Origin of the sequence: Methylobacterium sp. PvP105 (genome assembly GCF_017876975.1) — a bacterium.
Lineage (GTDB): Bacteria > Pseudomonadota > Alphaproteobacteria > Rhizobiales > Beijerinckiaceae > Methylobacterium > Methylobacterium radiotolerans.
The window spans coordinates 4,912,245-4,928,165 of sequence record NZ_JAGIPA010000001.1; the positions used below are offsets into that span (position 1 = coordinate 4,912,245).

A 15,921-nucleotide genomic window follows, 5' to 3' on the forward strand; every position below is an offset into this window, starting at 1 on the left:
CCGTGCCCGACCTTGCCCACGTCATCCGGGAGATCTCCGAGGAGATGGCCCAGCGCTCCGACCGGGGCGCGGTCGCGGACTACATCCCCGAGCTCGCCCGGGTCGATCCCGACCAGTTCGGCATGGCGGTGATCGACGCCGAGGGACAGGTCTTCACCGGCGGCGACAGCGAGACGCCGTTCTCGATCCAGAGCGTGTCGAAGGTGTTCACGCTCACCCTCGCCCTCGGCATGGTCGGCGACCGGCTCTGGAAGCGCGTCGGCCGCGAGCCCTCGGGCAACCCGTTCAATTCCATCGTCCAGCTGGAGCGGGAGCGCGGCGTGCCGCGCAACCCGTTCATCAACGCGGGCGCGATCGCGGTCACCGACGTGATCCTCTCGGGTCACGAGCCCCGCGAGGCGCTGGGCGAGATCCTGCGCTTCATGCAGTTCCTGGCCCAGGATTCCGGCATCATCATCGACGAGACGGTGGCGGCCTCGGAGAAGCGCACGGGCTTCCGCAACACCGCGCTCGCCAACTACATGAAGTCGTTCGGGGTCATCGACAATCCGGTCGACTACACGCTCGGCGTCTACTTCCATCACTGCGCCATCGCGATGAACTGCCGCCAGCTCGCGCGGGCCGGCCGGTTCCTGGCGCATAACGGCGTCAACCCGTCGACCGGCCACTCGGTGGTCTCGGCGGAGCGCGCGCGCCGCATCAACGCGATCATGCTGACCTGCGGCCACTACGACGGGTCGGGCGAGTTCGCCTACCGCGTGGGCCTGCCGGGCAAGAGCGGGGTCGGCGGCAGCATCCTGGCGATCGCGCCCGGCAAGGCGTCCATCGCCGTCTGGTCGCCCGGCCTCGACGCGGCGGGCAATTCCCACCTCGGCCGCATCGCCCTGGAGCGGCTCACGCAGCGCATGGGCTGGTCCGTCTTCGGCGCGTGAGGGTCCCCTCCCGGCCGGCGTCGCGCCCCCTTGCGCGGCGCGCGCTTCCGCGGCACTGCGCCGGCGGGGCGCCGCGGCGCCGAGACGAGGTTTATCGGCATGGCGACGCGTACGGCGGTCCGGGCTGCCGATGAAGGTCTCGATCCCGGCGCCATCCTGGCCCGTCTCGACCGGCTTCCGGCGACGCCGACGGTCTGGCGCCTCGTGGTGCTGCTCGGGCTCGGCTTCTTCTTCGAGCTCTACGACCTGCTCTTCACCGGCTACGTCGCGCCGGGCCTCGTCAAGGCCGGGATCCTGACGCCGACGACCCCGGGCCTGTTCGGTGCCAGCGGCGTCGCGAGCTTCGTCGCCGCCCTGTTCACCGGCCTGTTCATCGGCACCCTCGCCTGCGGCTGGCTCGCCGACCGGTTCGGCCGGCGGGCGATCTTCACGTGGTCGCTCTTGTCCTACACCGCCGCCAACGTGGTGATGGCCTGCCAGAGCGACGCCTTCGGCCTCAATCTCTGGCGCCTGATCGCCGGGATCGGCCTCGGCCTGGAGATGGTGACGATCGGCAGCTACCTCTCCGAGCTGGTGCCGAAGGCGATCCGCGGCCGGGCCTTCGCCCTGTGCCAGGGCATCGGCTTCACCGCCGTGCCGGTCGTGGCGTTCCTGTCCTACCTGCTGATCCCGGCGGCGCCCCTCGGCATCGACGGGTGGCGCTGGGTCGTGCTGATCGGCGCCTCGGCGGCGATCGTGGTCTGGTGGATGCGGGCGGGCCTGCCGGAGAGCCCGCGCTGGCTCGTCGAGCACGGCCGTCTGGCGGAGGCCGAGGCGGTCCTGCGGCAGCTGGAGGCGCGGATCGCGGCCGAGACCGGCGGCCCGCTTCCCGCACCGGCCGCGCCGGAGCCGGTGCAGCCGCGCGGCGCGTTCCGCGATCTCTGGGTCCAGCCCTACCGGCGCCGGGCCCTGATGATGGCGGGGTTCAACGTCTTCCAGACGGTGGGCTTCTACGGCTTCGCCAACTGGGTGCCGACCCTCCTGGTGGCCCAGGGCATCACGGTGACGTCGAGCCTCGCCTACACGGCCCTGATCGCGCTCGCCGCCCCGGTCGGGCCCCTGATCGGCCTCGCCATCGCCGACCGGTTCGAGCGCAAGCACGTCATCGTGGCCGCCGCCCTCCTCTACATCGCCTGCGGCCTGGCCTTCGCGCAGACGCGGGACGTCGCCGTCATCGTGGCGCTCGGCATCGGCCTGACGCTGGCCTCGAACGTGATGTCGTACAGCTTCCACGCCTATCAGGCCGAGCTGTTACCCACGGGCATCCGCGCCCGGGCGGTCGGCTTCGTCTATTCCTGGAGCCGCTTCTCGGCGATCTTCACCGGCTTCGTCATCGCGTTCGTGCTGCGGGAGGCCGGGACGCCGGGCGTGTTCCTGTTCATCTCGGCGGCGATGCTGGCCGCGGGCCTGCTCGTCGGGCTGCTGGGTCCCCGGACGCGGGACGTCGCGCTGGAGAAGATCGCGGGGTGAGGCGCGTGAGGAGCACGGCTCCCGGCAGGCCGAATCCGTGCTGGCCTCGGGCATGGTCGCTCAGCCGAGATCCCGGATGACGGTCGACGAGTTTCTCGCCTGGGCCGAGGGGCAGCCGGGACGCTTCGAGCTGGTCGACGGCGAGGTGTTCGCGATGTCGCCGGAGCGCGTTCGGCATGCCGAGGTCAAGGCGGCCACCTATCTGGCGCTCCGGTCGGCACTGAAGCAGGCGGGGAGCGCCTGCTACGCGCTGCCGGATGGCATCAGCGTTCGCGTCGGTCGGGATACGGTCTTCGAGCCCGACGCCCTCGTTTACTGCGGGATGCGCGCTGACCCCGATGCGACCGAGATCACCGATCCCGTCATCGTCGTCGAGGCTCAGTCGCCGGGCGCACGCGCGGTGGACTCGGGCCTGAAACTGACCCGCTACTTCGGTCTGGAGAGCGTCATCCACTATCTGATCGTGGATCCGGTGAAGCGCCACGTCATCCATCACCGCCGCGCGCAGGGCGGCCTGATCGAGACCCGCATCGCGACCCGGGAGACGCTGGACCTGACGCCGCCCGGCCTGCGCCTGCCCGTGCCCGAGCTGTTCGCCGACCTCGCGCCCGCCGACGACGGCGCTTGATCCGATCCGAGGCGGATGCCACAGCGGCGCGAACGCGAATCAGGACGCCCGGATGACTGCACCCCTCGATCTCCTCGTGCTCGGCAACGCGATCGTCGACGTGATCGCCCGCACGGACGACGCCTTCCTGGCGGCGCAGGGCGTCACCAAGGGCGCGATGCAGCTCATCGACGAGCCGCGGGCCGAGGCGCTGTTCCAGGCGATGGGACCGGCGACGATCGTGTCGGGCGGCTCGGGCGCCAACACCGCGGTCGGCGCGGCGCTCCTCGGGGCCAGGACCGGCTTCGTCGGCAAGGTCCGGAACGACGAGCTCGGCGGCCTGTTCAGCCACGACCTCAAGGCGACCGGCGTCGACTTCACCGTCCCGGCCGCCGCCGAGGGTCCGGCCACCGCCCGGTGCTTCGTGCTCGTGACGCCGGACGGCGAGCGCACGATGAGCACCTATCTCGGCGCCTGCCAGGGCCTGTCGCCCGACGATGTCGACAAGACGCTCGTGAGCTCGGCCCGCGTCGTCTATCTCGAGGGCTATCTCTGGGATCCGCCGGCCGCCAAGGACGCGTTCCGCAAGGCCGCGCAGCTCGCCCATCAGGCGGGCAACGCCGTCGCGCTGACCCTCTCGGACGCGTTCTGCGTGGGCCGCTACCGCGACGAGTTCCTCGGCCTCGTGCGGGACGGCAGCATCGACATCCTGTTCGCCAACATGGCCGAGCTGCAGAGCCTCTACGAGACCGAGGATCCCGAGGCCGCCGTCGCGGCCCTGCGCGACGAGCGCAACGCCCGCGGCCGCCACCTGCTCGGCCTGGTCACGCGCTCGGCCGACGGCGCCCTGGTGGTGCAGGGTGGCGAGGTCCGGGCCGTCGAGGCGAGCCCGGTCCAGACGGTGGTCGACACGACCGGCGCGGGCGACCTGTTCGCCGCCGGCTTCCTGGCCGGCCACGCCCGCGGGCTGGACAACGTCGCCAGCGCCCGCCTGGGCACGCTCGCGGCCGCCGAGGTCATCCAGCACATCGGCGCCCGCCCGCAGGCGGACCTGATCGGCCTGGCCAAGGCGCGCGGGCTCCTCTGAGCCGGCGCGCCGGGCGCGCGGCCGGAGAGGTCCGCGTCCGCGCCGATCCCGCGCGCTCAGGCCGCGCGGACGGTCGCGAGGAAGCGCGTCACCTCGTCCCTGAGATGCCCGGACCGGAGCGACAGCTCCGAGGCTGCCGTGAGAACCTGGTCGGCCGCCGCGCCGGTCCCCTTGGCCGCGTCGGCGACGCCCGCGATGGTGCCGGTGACGTCGGCCGCCCCCTGGGCGGCCTGGGAGACGTTGCGGACGATCTCCTGCGTCGCCGCGCCCTGCTGCTCCACGGCGCTGGCGATCCGCGTCGCCACCGCGCTGAGTTCCTGGACCCGGCCGCCGATGCGCCCGATCGCCGAGACGGCGTCGCCGGTGGAGGCCTGGATCCGGGCGACGTGGGCGCCGATCTCGTCGGTCGCCCGCGCGGTCTGGCCGGCCAGGTCCTTCACCTCCGCGGCCACGACGGCGAAGCCGCGGCCGGCGTCGCCCGCCCGCGCCGCCTCGATCGTGGCGTTCAGCGCCAGGAGGTTCGTCTGCTCGGCGATGCTCGAGATCAGGCCCACGACGTGGCCGATCTGGACCGCCGCCCCGTTCAGATCCTGAACCAAGTGCGCGGTCGCCGCCGCGTCCGCGACCGCCGACTGCGTCAGCGCCGTCGAACCCGCGACCTGGCGGCTGATCTCCTGGACGGAGGCGCCGAGTTCCTCCGCCGCCGCCGCCGCGACGTTGACGGTGCTGGCCGCGAGTTCGGCCGCGCTCGCCACCCGGCCGGAGCGATCGGCGGTGTCGCCGGCCGCCTCGCTCATGGCCGAGGCCGTGTCCTGCAGCGCGGCGACGGCGGCCGAGACCGTGCCGATGATGCCGCCGACCGTGCCCTCGAAGGCGTCGGCGATCTCCTGCACGCCGCTCCGCCGCCGCGCCTCGGCCGCGGCGCGGGCCTGCGCGGCTTCGTGCTCGAGGGCCCGCGCGCGGATCAGGCCGTCCTTGAAGACCCGGACGGACGCCGCCATGACGCCGATCTCGTCCCCTCGCTCGGAACCGTTGACGGCCACGTCGAGGTCGTCGGCCGCGAGCCGGCCCATGATCTCGGCCAGCGACCGGATCGGGCGGGCGACCCGGTGCCAGACCCACCAGACCGCCGCGCCGGTCATCGCCGCTCCGATCACCGAGAGCGCGATGGTGACGGACCACGCCGTCCGGAACGCGTCCTCGGAGCGCCGGACCGAGACGTTCGTGCCCTCCGCAGCGACCTGGGCCAGATCCGCCAGGGCGTCGAAGGCGGCCACCAGCGGCGGGCGGGCCGGCGCGATGGCGTCGCGGGCCGCGTTCCGGTCGCCGCGCCTGAGTGGCGCGAGGATCGCCTCCTGGGCAACGCGATAGACCTTCCACCGCCCCTCGAACGCGTCCCAGAGCGCGCGCTCCCGGGGCGTCGTCGCGCGCGCGCGATAGCTCCGGAAGGCCTCGGGGATGGTCCGATCCATCTCGACGAACTCGGCATCGAGGTCCCGGTTCTCACCGTCGTCGGTGGCGACCACCTTGCGGATCGTCGTCGTGTGGTACCGCAGCATCAGGAATCGAATCGTGTGGAGATCGTTGTCCTTGCGCACCCAGACGTCGCGGGTCTCCACGGCGGCGGCGTTGATGGCCTGTATCTGCATCAGGCCAATGGTCGAGCTCGCGATGAACAGCAAAAAGCCGATCAACGAGGGCAGCATCAGCTTCGATACGACACTTCTGCGCAAGTTCATCTCGGGCACCGCGGAGGACGACGTCGTCTCATCGGGACCCATGAAGATGAAGGACAGATTTTTCCGCAACCTCTACTTCGGAGACGGCCCGCGCCGCAGATCAGCGCGGAACGCATGACTCGCCGCCCGCCGAGGCCGTGCGGCGGGTCGAGGGCCGACCCGGTCGAGGGCGGCCGCGGCCCGATCAGGGCCGCAGGAGAACCTTGCCCACGGCCGCCCGGCGGGTCAGGAGGCCGAAGGCCTCCGGGTACTCCGCCAGCGGGTAGACGCCGTGGACCTGCGCGGTGAGCTCGCCCTCGGCGACCCAGCCGAGGAGGCGGCGCTGATCGGCCCGGTGGGCCTCGGGCTCGCGATCCAGGAAGGCGCCCCAGTGGACGCCCTGCACGTCGAGTTCCTTGAGGAGCATCAGGTTCAGCGGCAGCCGCGGGATGGCGCCGGCGGCGAAGCCGATCACGAGGAAGCGTCCGCGCCAGCCGAGCGCCCGCAGGGCCGGCTCCGCGTAGGCGTCGCCGACCGCGTCGTAGACCACGTCGATCCCGCCGCCCGAGATCCGGCGCAGCTCGTCCTTGAGCGTCGCGGGGTCGTAGACCACGCCCGCCTCGGCGCCGTGGGCGCGGGCGACCGCGAGCTTCTCCTCCGAGGAGGCGCAGGCGATCACCCGGGCGCCCATCAGCCGGCCGAGCTCGACGGCGGCGAGGCCGACGCCCCCGGACGCGCCGAGGACCGCCAGCCACTCGCCGGGCTGCAGGCGGGCGCGGTTCGCCAGGGCGTGGAGCGAGGTGCCGTAGGTGATGGTGAGCCCGGCCGCCTGCGCGTCCGGCACGGCGTCCGGCACCGGGGTGAGCCGGGCGGCGTCGAGGGCGATCAGCTCCGCGCAGCAGCCGTGCCCGGCATGGACGATCACCCGGTCGCCCACGGACACGCCCGAGGCCCCCTCACCCAGCGCCTCGACCACGCCGACCCCCTCGCCGCCCGGCGAGAACGGCAGGGCCGGCTTCACCTGGTAGCGCCCGGCGGTGATCAGCGTGTCGAAGAAGTTCAGCGCCGCGAGCCGCATCCGCACCAGCGCCTGCCCGGGACCCGGCACCGGGTCGGGGCGCTCGACGATCTCCAGATGCTCCGGCCCGTCGAGCCTCGTGCACAGCAGCGCCCGCATGGCGTCTCTCCTCCCCGGCAATTCCCGGCCGATCAGGCCCGAACCGGCCGCGCGGTCAAGCCGTTCCGATCATCTCGCGGATGCGGGCGCCCAGCACCTCCACCACGAACGGCTTGGTGATGACCTGCATCCCGGCATCGAGCGGCCCGTTGCCGAAGACCGCGCTCTCGGCGTAGCCGGTGACGAACAGGACCTTGAGGCCCGGGCGCGTGACCCGGCCGGCCTCGGCCATCTGGCGCCCGTTCATGCCGCCCGGCAGTCCGACATCGGACACCAGCAGGTCGATGCGCACGTCGGATTGCAGCACCTTGAGGCCGGCCGCGCTGTCGGCGGCCTCGATTGCCGTGTAGCCGAGATCCTCCAGCACCTCGGTGACCAGCATGCGGACGGTCGGCTCGTCGTCGACCACCAGCACGGTCTCGCCCGGCGCGGCCCGCGGCGGCGCGCCGACGGCGGCGTGCGCGTCCTCCTCGGCGACCGCGCCGCGATGGCGGGGCAGGTACAGGCAGACCGTGGTGCCCTTGCCGACCTCGGAGTGGATCCGCACCTGGCCGCCCGATTGCTGCGCGAAGCCGTAGATCATCGACAGGCCGAGGCCGGTGCCCTGCCCCAGGGGCTTCGTGGTGAAGAACGGCTCGAACACCTTGCCGACGATCTCGGGCGACATGCCGATGCCGGTGTCGGTGACGCAGAGGGAGAGGTACTGGCCGGGCGGCATGTCGTGGCGCCGGGCGGCGCGCTCGTCGAGCCAGGCATTGGCGGTCTCGATCGTGATGCGCCCCCCCTCGGGCATCGCGTCCCGGGCGTTGATGCACAGGTTGAGGAGCGCGTTCTCGAGCTGCGGCGGGTCGACCAGGGCCGGCCAGAGGCCGGGCGGCGCCACGACCTCGACCATTACGGCGGGGCCCACGGTGCGCCGGATCAGCTCCTCCATGCCGGCCACCAGCCGGTTCACGTCGGTGGGCTTCGGGTCGAGGGTCTGGCGCCGCGAGAAGGCGAGGAGCCGGTGGGTCAGCGCCGCGGCCCGCTTCGAGGCCCCCTGCGCCGCGTTGATGTAGCGGTCCACATCCATGACGCGGCCCTGGCCGAGGCGGGTCTGGATCAGCTCCAGCGAGCCGGAGATGCCGGCGAGCAGGTTGTTGAAGTCGTGGGCGATGCCGCCGGTCAGCTGGCCGACGGCCTCCATCTTCTGCGACTGCCGCAGGGCCTCCTCGGCCGCGGCCAGGGCGTCGGCGCGCTCGCGCTCCGCGGTGAAATCGCGGCCGACGGCGTTGATGATCCCCTCCCCCGGCCGGGCCGCCCAGCTGATCCAGCGATAGCCGCCGTCCCGGTGGCGGTAGCGGTTGTCGAAGCGCGCGAGGCTCGACCCCGCGGAGAGCTGGCCCGCGCCCGCGACGGTGCGGTCGAGATCGTCCGGATGGACGAGGGCGATGAGCTTCGTTCCGACCAGCTCGTCCGGGCGCCAGCCCAGCACCTCGGTCCAGGCCGGGTTCACCGCGGTGATCGTCCCGTCGAACAGGCAGCGCAGCATCATGTCGGACGAGAGCGTCCACAGGGCGTTGCGGTCGGCCGTGCGCTCCTCGACCTGCTGCGCCAAGGTGGCGTTCAGATCGCGCAGCTCCGCCAGCGCCGCCTCGAGCCGCCCCTGGCTCTCCTTGAGGGCGGCGTCCGCCCGGACCCGGCCGGTGGTCTCGTTGGTGAGGATGAACAGGCCGGTGACCCGGCCGTCGGCATCGAGAACCCGCGAGTACGAGAAGGTCCACCACGTCTCGCGGGCGCCCCGATCGGTGTCGAGCTGCCACGGCAGGTCGACGAAGCGCTCCGGACGGCCCGCCATCGCGGCGTCGATGATCGGCCTGGCCTGATCCCAGGCATCCGCCCAGACCACGTCGAACCGCTCGCCCATCGCCCAGGGCAACCGCGGGCCGAGGAGCGGGAAGTAGGTGTCGTTGAAGAAGAAGTGGAGGTCGGGCCCCCAGGCCAGGATCATCGATTCCGGGGAGTTGAGGACGAGCGACAGGGCCGCGCGGAACTCCGCCGGCCACGTCTCCGGAAGCCCCAGGGGATGACCCGACCAGTCGCGCGCGCGGATCATCCGCGCGGCCTCGCCGCCGCCGGAGAGGAAGGCGAGGGAGTCGGTCACGGGCTCTGAACGGTGCAGGTCATGGGCGTACGGCGTATGACGGTCTTCGGCGGCCTGTCCAGGATGCCCGGTCGCGGTTCAGCGACGTCGGTTCAGAGCGCCACCGGCTCGGCCTCGATCCGACCCGACCCGTCAATGCGCCTCCTGCCAGTTGCCCGCCGCGTTGGCCTCGACCACGAGCGGCACCTTCAGCGTCAGGGCCGGCGCCGGCGCCTCTTCCATGACGCCGCGGATGATCGGGATCGTCCGCTCCACCTCGTCCTCGGCGACCTCGAAGACCAGCTCGTCGTGCACCTGCAGCAGCATGCGGGCGTTCAGCTTCTTGGCGGCGAGCGCCGCCTCCATCCGCGTCATGGCCCGGCGGATGATGTCGGCGGCCGAGCCCTGGATCGGCGCGTTGATCGCCTGCCGCTCGACGCTGGCCCGCTCGGAGGGGTTGTTGGAGCGGATCTGCGGGTAGTGGCACACCCGGCCGAACAGGGTGGTGACGTAGCCCTTGTCGCGGCAGCCCTTCTTGGTGGTCTCGATGTAGTCCCGGATGCCCGGGAACTGCTCGAAATACTGCTTGATGAACGCCGAGGCCTCCTCGCGGCCGATGCCGAGCCGGTCGGCGAGGCCGAAGGCCGAGATGCCGTAGATGATGCCGAAGTTGATGGTCTTCGCCCGGCGCCGCAGGTCGGGGGTCATCTCCTTGAGCGGCACGCCGAACATCGCCGAGGCGGTCGCCGCGTGGATGTCGATCCCGTCCTCGAACGCCTTCCGGAGTTCCGGGATGTCGGCCATGTGGGCGAGCAGCCGCAGCTCGATCTGCGAGTAGTCGGCCGAGATCAGCCGGTTGCCGGGCGCCGCCACGAAGGCGCGGCGGATGCGCCGCCCCTCCTCGGTGCGGATCGGGATGTTCTGCAGGTTCGGCTCGGAGGAGGACAGCCGCCCCGTGGTGGTGGCCGCCAGCGAGAACGAGGTGTGGACCCGCGCCGTCTCGCGGTCGGCGTGGGCCTGGAGCGCGTCCGTGTAGGTGGATTTCAGCTTCGACAGCTGCCGCCACTCCAGTATTTTTTTGGGTAGGGGATGCCCGGCCTGGGCCAGCTCCTCCAGCAGGGTCGCGGGCGTGGCCCACTGGCCCGACGGCGTCTTCTTGGCCCCCGGCAGACCCATCTTCCCGAACAGGATGTCGCCGATCTGCTTCGGCGAGCCGACCGAGAATTTCTCCCCGGCATCCTCCTGGATCTCCTCCTCCAGGCGGACGAGGATCTGCGAGAAATCCCCGGACAGGCGGCTCAGCATCTCCCGGTCGACGCGGATGCCGCGCTGCTCCATCCGGGCGATCACCGGCAGCAGGGGCCGCTCCAGGGTCTCGTAGACGGCGACCCGGTGCTCGGCCACGAGGCGCGGCTTCATCATCCGCCACAGGCGCAGGGTGACGTCGGCGTCCTCGGCCGCGTAGGCCGTGGCCTTGTCGATCGCGACCCGGTCGAAGGTCACCTTGTTGCGGCCGGTGCCGGCCACGTCCGAGAAGGTGATCGGCTGGTGGCCGAGATGCCGGCGGGCCAGCTCGTCCATGCCGTGCCCGCCCTTGCCGGCGTCGAGCACGTACGAGATCAGCATCGTGTCGTCGAACGGCGCGACCTCGATGCCGTAGCGGGCGAGCACCACCCAGTCGTACTTGAGGTTCTGGCCGACCTTCAGGACCCCCGGGTTCTCGAGGAGCGGCTTCAGCCGGGCGACGGCCTCCTTCAGGGGGATCTGGCCCGGCACCGGCTCAACCACGTCGGACGGCGCGGCGCCCTCGCCGAACAGGTCGGTGGCGTCCGCCTGCACCTTGGCGGCCTGGACGTGGGCGAGCGGGATGTAGCAGGCCCGGCCGGTGGCGACCGCCAGCGAGACGCCGACGAGGCCGGCCCTGTGGGCATCGAGCGAGTCGGTCTCGGTGTCGACCGCGATCACGCCGGCCTCCTCGGCCTCGGCGATCCAGGCGTCGAGCTGCTCCAGCGATGAGACCGTCTCGTAGGCGGCGGTGTCGAACGGCGCCACGGATTCCGCGGCCCGGGCCGCCACCACGTTGCCGGGGGTCGCCTCGACGGGCGCCCGGGGCTTGGCGGGGGCGTCCGGCAGGTCGAGATCGGCGAAGGGATCGATCTCGCCGCCTTCCGGCGGGGCGGCGCCCGGCGGCCGCTCGGCCCCCGCCGCCGCGGTCTCGGGATCCGGCGGCACGGAATCGCCGAAGAACGGCACCGCGTCGCTGCCGCCGGCCGCGTTGCCGTAGCCGTGCGGCCGGGCGCCCGGCAGGAGCCGCGGGTCGGGCTTCACCGCCTCGGGGTCGACGTGCAGCATCTGGGCGATGCGGCGCGTCAGCGTGTTGAACTCCATCGCCTTGAGGAAGCCGACCAGCTTCTCGGGATTGGGCTGGGGCACGCCGAGATCGTCCAGCGGCACCGGGACGGGCACGTCCTCCATCAGCGCCACGAGCCTGCGCGACAGCTTGGCCTGATCGACGTTGGCGAGCAGCGTCTCCCGCCGCTTGGGCTGCTTGATCTCGCCCGCCCGCTCCAGCAGGGCCTCCAGGCTGCCGAACTCCTTGATCAGCGCCGCGGCCGTCTTCAGGCCGATGCCGGGCACGCCCGGCACGTTGTCGGAGGTGTCGCCGATGAGCGCCAGCGCGTCGCCGATCTGGTTCGGCTGCAGGCCCTCCCACTTGGCGACGATCGCCTCGACGTCGAGGTTGCGCTCGGGCCGGTAGCCGGGCTTGCCCTTGGCGCCCGACTCGAAGTCGTAGAACCGGACCTGCGGCCCGACGAGCTGCATCAGGTCCTTGTCGGACGAGACGATGATGACGCCCGCGCCCCGCGCCTCGGCCTGGCGGGTGTAGGTGGCGATGAGGTCGTCGGCCTCGTAGCGCTCCAGCTCCACGGCGTGCAGGCCGAAGGCGCGCACCGCGTCGCGCATCAGCGGCATCTGCCGCTTCAGATCGTCGGGCGCGTCCGGGCGGTGGCCCTTGTAGTCGGGGAACATCTCCTTGCGGAACGAGCCCTCGGACTTGTCGAAGACGATGCCGAGATGGGTCGGCATCGTGCCGGCGGCCCCGTCCTGCAGGAACTGCGCGATCTTGGTGCAGAACAGCCGCACGGCGCCGGTGGGCAGCCCGTCGGAGGGGCGCGAGTTGTACTTCTGGTCCTGGTTGATCGACTGGAAATAGGCCCGGAAGATGAAGGACGAGCCGTCGACCAGGATCACCTGATCGCCGGGTCCGACGGGCTTGGTCTCGGGGCTCGAGTCGGGCTTCGCGTCGGGCTTCGAGTCGGTCATGGGCTCAGGCGGCTCGGGGCGATCAGGAGTCGGGCGCGCGGTCCAGCTCGGCGCGGCAGGCCGCGACGAGAACGGGCAACTCGTGGTGGACGGTGAGCCAGACGATGTCCAGCGTCACCCGATGATAGCTGTGGCGATAGACGTTCCCCGCATCCGCGATCTGACGCCACGGCACGTCGGGATATCGGGCTCTCGTCTCGGCGCTCAATCGGCGGCTCGCCTCCGAGATGATCTCCAGGCAGCGCACGACCGCGAAGTGGGTGCGCTCGTCTGCCTCGAACGTCTCGAGCGTGAATCCCGCCACGAAGCGCGCGACGCGCTCCGCGTTGGCGATCATGTCGGCGCAGGCGGCCCGCTCGCGTTCAGAAGGCGGAAACGGCATCGCGCTCCGCGTGCGTGCGAACCCGATCCTTCAGGGCCGCCCGATCCGCGACGTCGACCCGGATCGGAAAGAGATCATCGATGAAGTGGCACAGACCGACATAGCCGAAGAGACCGCCCACGACCGACACATCGATCTCGATCATCACGTCGAGATCGCTGTCGGCCCGCGCCTCCCCCCGGGCAACCGAACCGAACAAGGCCGCGTGCAGCACGCCGCGGCGGCGCAGTTCCGCCTCGTTGGCGCGCAGGATGTCGAGGGCGGCGAGCTTGTCCATGGCGGCGGGACCGGAGGGAATCGGCGGCCGCCAGCATAGCAGAACCGCGGCAGCGGTGGATCAGGCCGCGAGCTCGCGCCCGAGCGCCTCCACCCGGCGCAGGTCGTCCACGAAGGCCGCGTAGGCCTCCGCCTTCGCCTCGTCCGGCAGCCGGAGCAGGTAGGAGGGGTGGACCGTGATGAAGCCCTGGAAGCGGTTGTCGTGCCGGTCGAAGCGGAACGGGCCGCGCGCCCGCGTGATCGGGATCGCCTTGCCGGTCAGCGCCAGGACGGCGGTCGCGCCGAGCGCCACCACGAGCTTCGGGCCGACGAATTCGAGTTCCCGGTCGAGCCACCACCGATAGTGGCTGACCTCGCCGGCGGTCGGCTTCTGGTGGATGCGGCGCTTGCCGCGCTCCTCGAACTTGAAGTGCTTGACCGCGTTCGTCAGGTAGCTCGCGCCCCGGTCGATCCCGGCCTCGGCCATGGCGCGGGAGAGCAGCTGGCCGGCGGGCCCGACGAAGGGGCGGCCCTGCCGGTCCTCCTGGTCGCCGGGCTGCTCGCCCACGAAGGCCACCGTTGCGCCGACCGGGCCCTCGCCGAGCACGGCCTGGGTGGCGCCGGGGACCAGCGGCTCGGTCCGGCGGATGATCGCGTTCAGCTCCTCCAGGGTCTTCGGATCCTGGTCGGCCATGGCGGCGACGGCCCGGGCGGGTTCGCGGCGTGTGGGCAAGGTCGGCTCCCTCTCGATCATGGCTACGGTGCGCCCGGCCGCCGCCCGGACCAGGGCGGGGATCGCGGCCGTCTCGGGCATGTTGTGCCAGTACTTCTTGGGCATCTCCGCCCGCATGGCCTTCAGGTTGGTGCGGGCCGGGTTGAACGTGCTCTCGTAGTAGGTCTGCCAACCCGCCTCGAAGCCGTCGCCCTCGGGGAGCTGCGCGCGGTCCCCGGCCGGCCCGAAGGTCAGGGTCTCGGTGTCCCAGTGGGCGGATCCGTCGGGGGTCAGGATCGACCAGCGCATCCCGCGGAAGCGATTCACGAAGAACGGCGCCGCCGCCTCGAGGATGTGGTGGTCCGGCTCGAACCACGCGACGTAGCGTTCGCCGTCCGGTCCCTCCGCCCGGCGGAAGCGCAGGAAGGCGTGCATCTTGTGGAGGTCGCGCCCGATCGCCTTCGCCATCCGGTGCAGACGGTGGACCAGCGGGTCGCTGCCGACCTCCATCAGGTGCCGCTCGCCGCGGCAGACCCGCCAGACCAGCGCGTAGAGCAGGCCGTAGCGCTCCGGATCGCGGTGAGGGATCACCTGCGGGATCAGGCTGGCGACGGCCTTCGGCAGGACGAGCGGCGCTCCGGCGGCCGGCTCCCCGTCGCCGCTGAACAGGCCGGGCGAGTCCGTCACCGACCACGTCACGGCTCCGGGCGCGACGCCCTGCGCGACGAGGCTCCGGACGGCCTTGCGGAAACCGTCGAGATCGGCGCCGGGGCGCAGCGTGACGGCGCGCGGCGACCGTGGATCCGCCCCGTCACCGCGGGGCGAGGGACGCGGCGCGTGCCCCGCCCCCATCAGAACAGGCTCAGCTGCGCCGCGGGCTCGACCAGCCGCGCCCGGAGGTCGAGCCGGTCCGTGAGCGCGACGGGGCGATGATCGGCGGCCACGAGGAACGGCCGCGCCCGCTTCAATCCGGAGGTCAGCCGGGCGACGTCGTCGAGGCGCAAGGTCGCGTGGCGGCGCGCCCGGATGATCTTGTCGACCGCCCGCGCCCCGAGCCCCGGCACCCGCAGCAGCCATTCCCGGTCGGCGCGGTTCACGTCCACGGGGAACTTGTCCCGGTGCTTGAGCGCCCAGGCGAGCTTCGGGTCGATGTCGAGGGCCAGCATCCCGCCCTCGGAGGCGTCGGCCACCTCGTCGGGGGTGAACTCGTAGTACCGGAGCAGCCAGTCGGCCTGGTACAGGCGGTGCTCGCGCTGCAGCGGCGGCGGCTTCGGCGGCAGGATCGCGGACCCGTCCGGGATCGGGCTGAAGGCGGAGTAGTAGACCCGCTTCAGGCCGACGCTGCCGTAGAGGAGCGCGCTCTTGCGGATCAGCGCCTCGTCGGTGGTGGCATCCGCCCCGACGATCACCTGCGTCGAGTGGCCGGCCGGCGAGAAGCGGCGCTTCTCCGCCTTGGCCTGCACGATGCGCTCGCCGATCTGCGCCATCGCCCCCTGGATCGCGGCGCCGTCCTTCTCGGGCGCGAGCCGCTCCAGGCTCGCCTCGGTCGGCAGCTCGACGTTGATCGAGAGGCGGTCGGCGTAGAGGCCGGCCTCCTCGATCAGCCAGGGGCTCGCCTCCGGGATCGACTTGAGGTGGATGTAGCCGGCGAAGCCGTGGTCGCGCCGCAGCGACTTCGCCACGCGGGTCAGGAGTTCCATCGTGTGATCCGGCGACTTGATGATGCCGGAGGAGAGGAACAGGCCCTCGATGTAGTTGCGCCGGTAGAAGTTCAGGGTGAGGTTCACGACCTCCTCCACGGTGAACTTCGCCCGCCGCACGTTCGAGGAGCGCCGGTTCACGCAGTAGGCGCAGTCGAACAGGCACCAGTTGGTCAGCAGGATCTTGAGGAGCGAGACGCACCGTCCGTCCGGCGTGTAGGCGTGGCAGATCCCGGCGCCGGTGGTCGACCCGAGCCCGTCCTTGCCGGCCGCCCGCTTCGGCGCGGCCGAGGAGGCGCAGGAGGCGTCGTACTTGGCCGCGTCCGCGAGGATGCGCAGCTTCTTGGCCAGGGTCTCGTCCATCGAACAGACAATGAACAACGCGGCGGAAGGTGC

13 protein-coding genes are annotated in these 15,921 nt (G+C 71.9%); 5 read left to right on the forward strand and 8 right to left on the reverse strand.

Annotated features, from left to right (window positions below):
• Positions 1-2: 2 nt before the first annotated feature.
• From J3A75_RS24055 to J3A75_RS24070, 4 genes are all read left to right on the forward strand, one after another.
• Positions 3-932, forward strand: a complete 930-nt coding sequence (locus tag J3A75_RS24055; protein ID WP_012320467.1) for a glutaminase — start codon at positions 3-5, stop codon at positions 930-932.
• Between the two features lie 99 nt (positions 933-1,031).
• The gene (locus J3A75_RS24060) at positions 1,032-2,441 is read left to right on the forward strand and encodes an MFS transporter (RefSeq protein ID WP_209650790.1); all 1,410 of its coding nucleotides are present in this window, start codon (positions 1,032-1,034) and stop codon (positions 2,439-2,441) included.
• Positions 2,442-2,517: 76 nt separating this feature from the next.
• The gene (locus tag J3A75_RS24065; protein WP_245295811.1) at positions 2,518-3,069 is read left to right on the forward strand and encodes a Uma2 family endonuclease; all 552 of its coding nucleotides are present in this window, start codon (positions 2,518-2,520) and stop codon (positions 3,067-3,069) included.
• 52 nt (positions 3,070-3,121) lie between these two features.
• Positions 3,122-4,135, forward strand: a complete 1,014-nt coding sequence (locus J3A75_RS24070) for an adenosine kinase (RefSeq protein ID WP_012320470.1) — start codon at positions 3,122-3,124, stop codon at positions 4,133-4,135.
• 56 nt (positions 4,136-4,191) lie between these two features.
• Here J3A75_RS24070 and J3A75_RS24075 read toward each other — a convergent pair whose 3' ends face one another.
• Positions 4,192-5,874, reverse strand: a complete 1,683-nt coding sequence (locus tag J3A75_RS24075; RefSeq protein ID WP_024829261.1) for a methyl-accepting chemotaxis protein — start codon at positions 5,872-5,874, stop codon at positions 4,192-4,194.
• Between J3A75_RS24075 and J3A75_RS24080 the strand changes: the two genes are divergently transcribed.
• Positions 5,792-5,992: a hypothetical protein gene (locus J3A75_RS24080; protein WP_209650969.1), complete on the forward strand. Its 201-nt coding sequence runs from the start codon at positions 5,792-5,794 to the stop codon at positions 5,990-5,992. The two genes, J3A75_RS24075 and J3A75_RS24080, sit on opposite strands and share 83 nt — an antisense overlap.
• Before the next feature lie 66 nt (positions 5,993-6,058).
• Here the strand turns inward: J3A75_RS24080 and J3A75_RS24085 are convergent, their stop codons facing one another.
• The 7 genes from J3A75_RS24085 to J3A75_RS24115 all read right to left on the reverse strand — a co-directional run bounded on the left by J3A75_RS24085 (position 6,059) and on the right by J3A75_RS24115 (position 15,888).
• Complete coding sequence (locus tag J3A75_RS24085; RefSeq protein ID WP_029360495.1) at positions 6,059-7,030, reverse strand: NADPH:quinone oxidoreductase family protein; 972 nt, start codon at positions 7,028-7,030, stop codon at positions 6,059-6,061.
• Between the two features lie 55 nt (positions 7,031-7,085).
• Entirely contained in the window at positions 7,086-9,173 is a 2,088-nt protein-coding gene (locus J3A75_RS24090; protein WP_029360496.1) for a hybrid sensor histidine kinase/response regulator, read from the reverse strand.
• A gap of 132 nt (positions 9,174-9,305) precedes the next feature.
• On the reverse strand, positions 9,306-12,476 hold the full coding sequence (gene polA, locus J3A75_RS24095; protein WP_070999964.1) for a DNA polymerase I: 3,171 nt from the start codon (positions 12,474-12,476) through the stop codon (positions 9,306-9,308).
• A gap of 22 nt (positions 12,477-12,498) precedes the next feature.
• Positions 12,499-12,858 (reverse strand): DUF86 domain-containing protein, encoded by a 360-nt coding sequence (locus tag J3A75_RS24100; RefSeq protein WP_024829257.1) that lies wholly within the window; start codon positions 12,856-12,858, stop codon positions 12,499-12,501.
• Positions 12,839-13,135: a nucleotidyltransferase family protein gene (locus J3A75_RS24105; protein WP_012320476.1), complete on the reverse strand. Its 297-nt coding sequence runs from the start codon at positions 13,133-13,135 to the stop codon at positions 12,839-12,841. The genes J3A75_RS24100 and J3A75_RS24105 overlap by 20 nt, the downstream gene beginning before the upstream one ends.
• Positions 13,136-13,195: 60 nt before the next feature.
• A complete protein-coding gene (locus tag J3A75_RS24110) occupies positions 13,196-14,677 on the reverse strand; it encodes a UdgX family uracil-DNA binding protein (protein WP_199825801.1) in 1,482 nt (493 codons plus the stop codon).
• On the reverse strand, positions 14,677-15,888 hold the full coding sequence (locus J3A75_RS24115) for a putative DNA modification/repair radical SAM protein (RefSeq protein WP_012320478.1): 1,212 nt from the start codon (positions 15,886-15,888) through the stop codon (positions 14,677-14,679). The genes J3A75_RS24110 and J3A75_RS24115 overlap by 1 nt, the downstream gene beginning before the upstream one ends.
• Positions 15,889-15,921 lie beyond the last annotated feature (33 nt).

Bases quoted from the DNA above. Each gene is read 5' to 3' on its own strand.
- J3A75_RS24060 (WP_209650790.1), top strand. From the start codon at position 1,032: ATGGCGACGCGTACGGCGGTCCGGGCTGCCGATGAAGGTCTCGATCCC.
- J3A75_RS24065 (WP_245295811.1), top strand. From the start codon at position 2,518: ATGACGGTCGACGAGTTTCTCGCCTGGGCCGAGGGGCAGCCGGGACGC.
- J3A75_RS24070 (WP_012320470.1), top strand. From the start codon at position 3,122: ATGACTGCACCCCTCGATCTCCTCGTGCTCGGCAACGCGATCGTCGAC.
- J3A75_RS24080 (WP_209650969.1), top strand. From the start codon at position 5,792: ATGGTCGAGCTCGCGATGAACAGCAAAAAGCCGATCAACGAGGGCAGC.
- J3A75_RS24075 (WP_024829261.1), bottom strand. From the start codon at position 5,874: ATGAACTTGCGCAGAAGTGTCGTATCGAAGCTGATGCTGCCCTCGTTG.
- J3A75_RS24085 (WP_029360495.1), bottom strand. From the start codon at position 7,030: ATGCGGGCGCTGCTGTGCACGAGGCTCGACGGGCCGGAGCATCTGGAG.
- polA (WP_070999964.1), bottom strand. From the start codon at position 12,476: ATGACCGACTCGAAGCCCGACGCGAAGCCCGACTCGAGCCCCGAGACC.
- J3A75_RS24100 (WP_024829257.1), bottom strand. From the start codon at position 12,858: ATGCCGTTTCCGCCTTCTGAACGCGAGCGGGCCGCCTGCGCCGACATG.
- J3A75_RS24105 (WP_012320476.1), bottom strand. From the start codon at position 13,135: ATGGACAAGCTCGCCGCCCTCGACATCCTGCGCGCCAACGAGGCGGAA.
- J3A75_RS24110 (WP_199825801.1), bottom strand. From the start codon at position 14,677: ATGGGGGCGGGGCACGCGCCGCGTCCCTCGCCCCGCGGTGACGGGGCG.
- J3A75_RS24115 (WP_012320478.1), bottom strand. From the start codon at position 15,888: ATGGACGAGACCCTGGCCAAGAAGCTGCGCATCCTCGCGGACGCGGCC.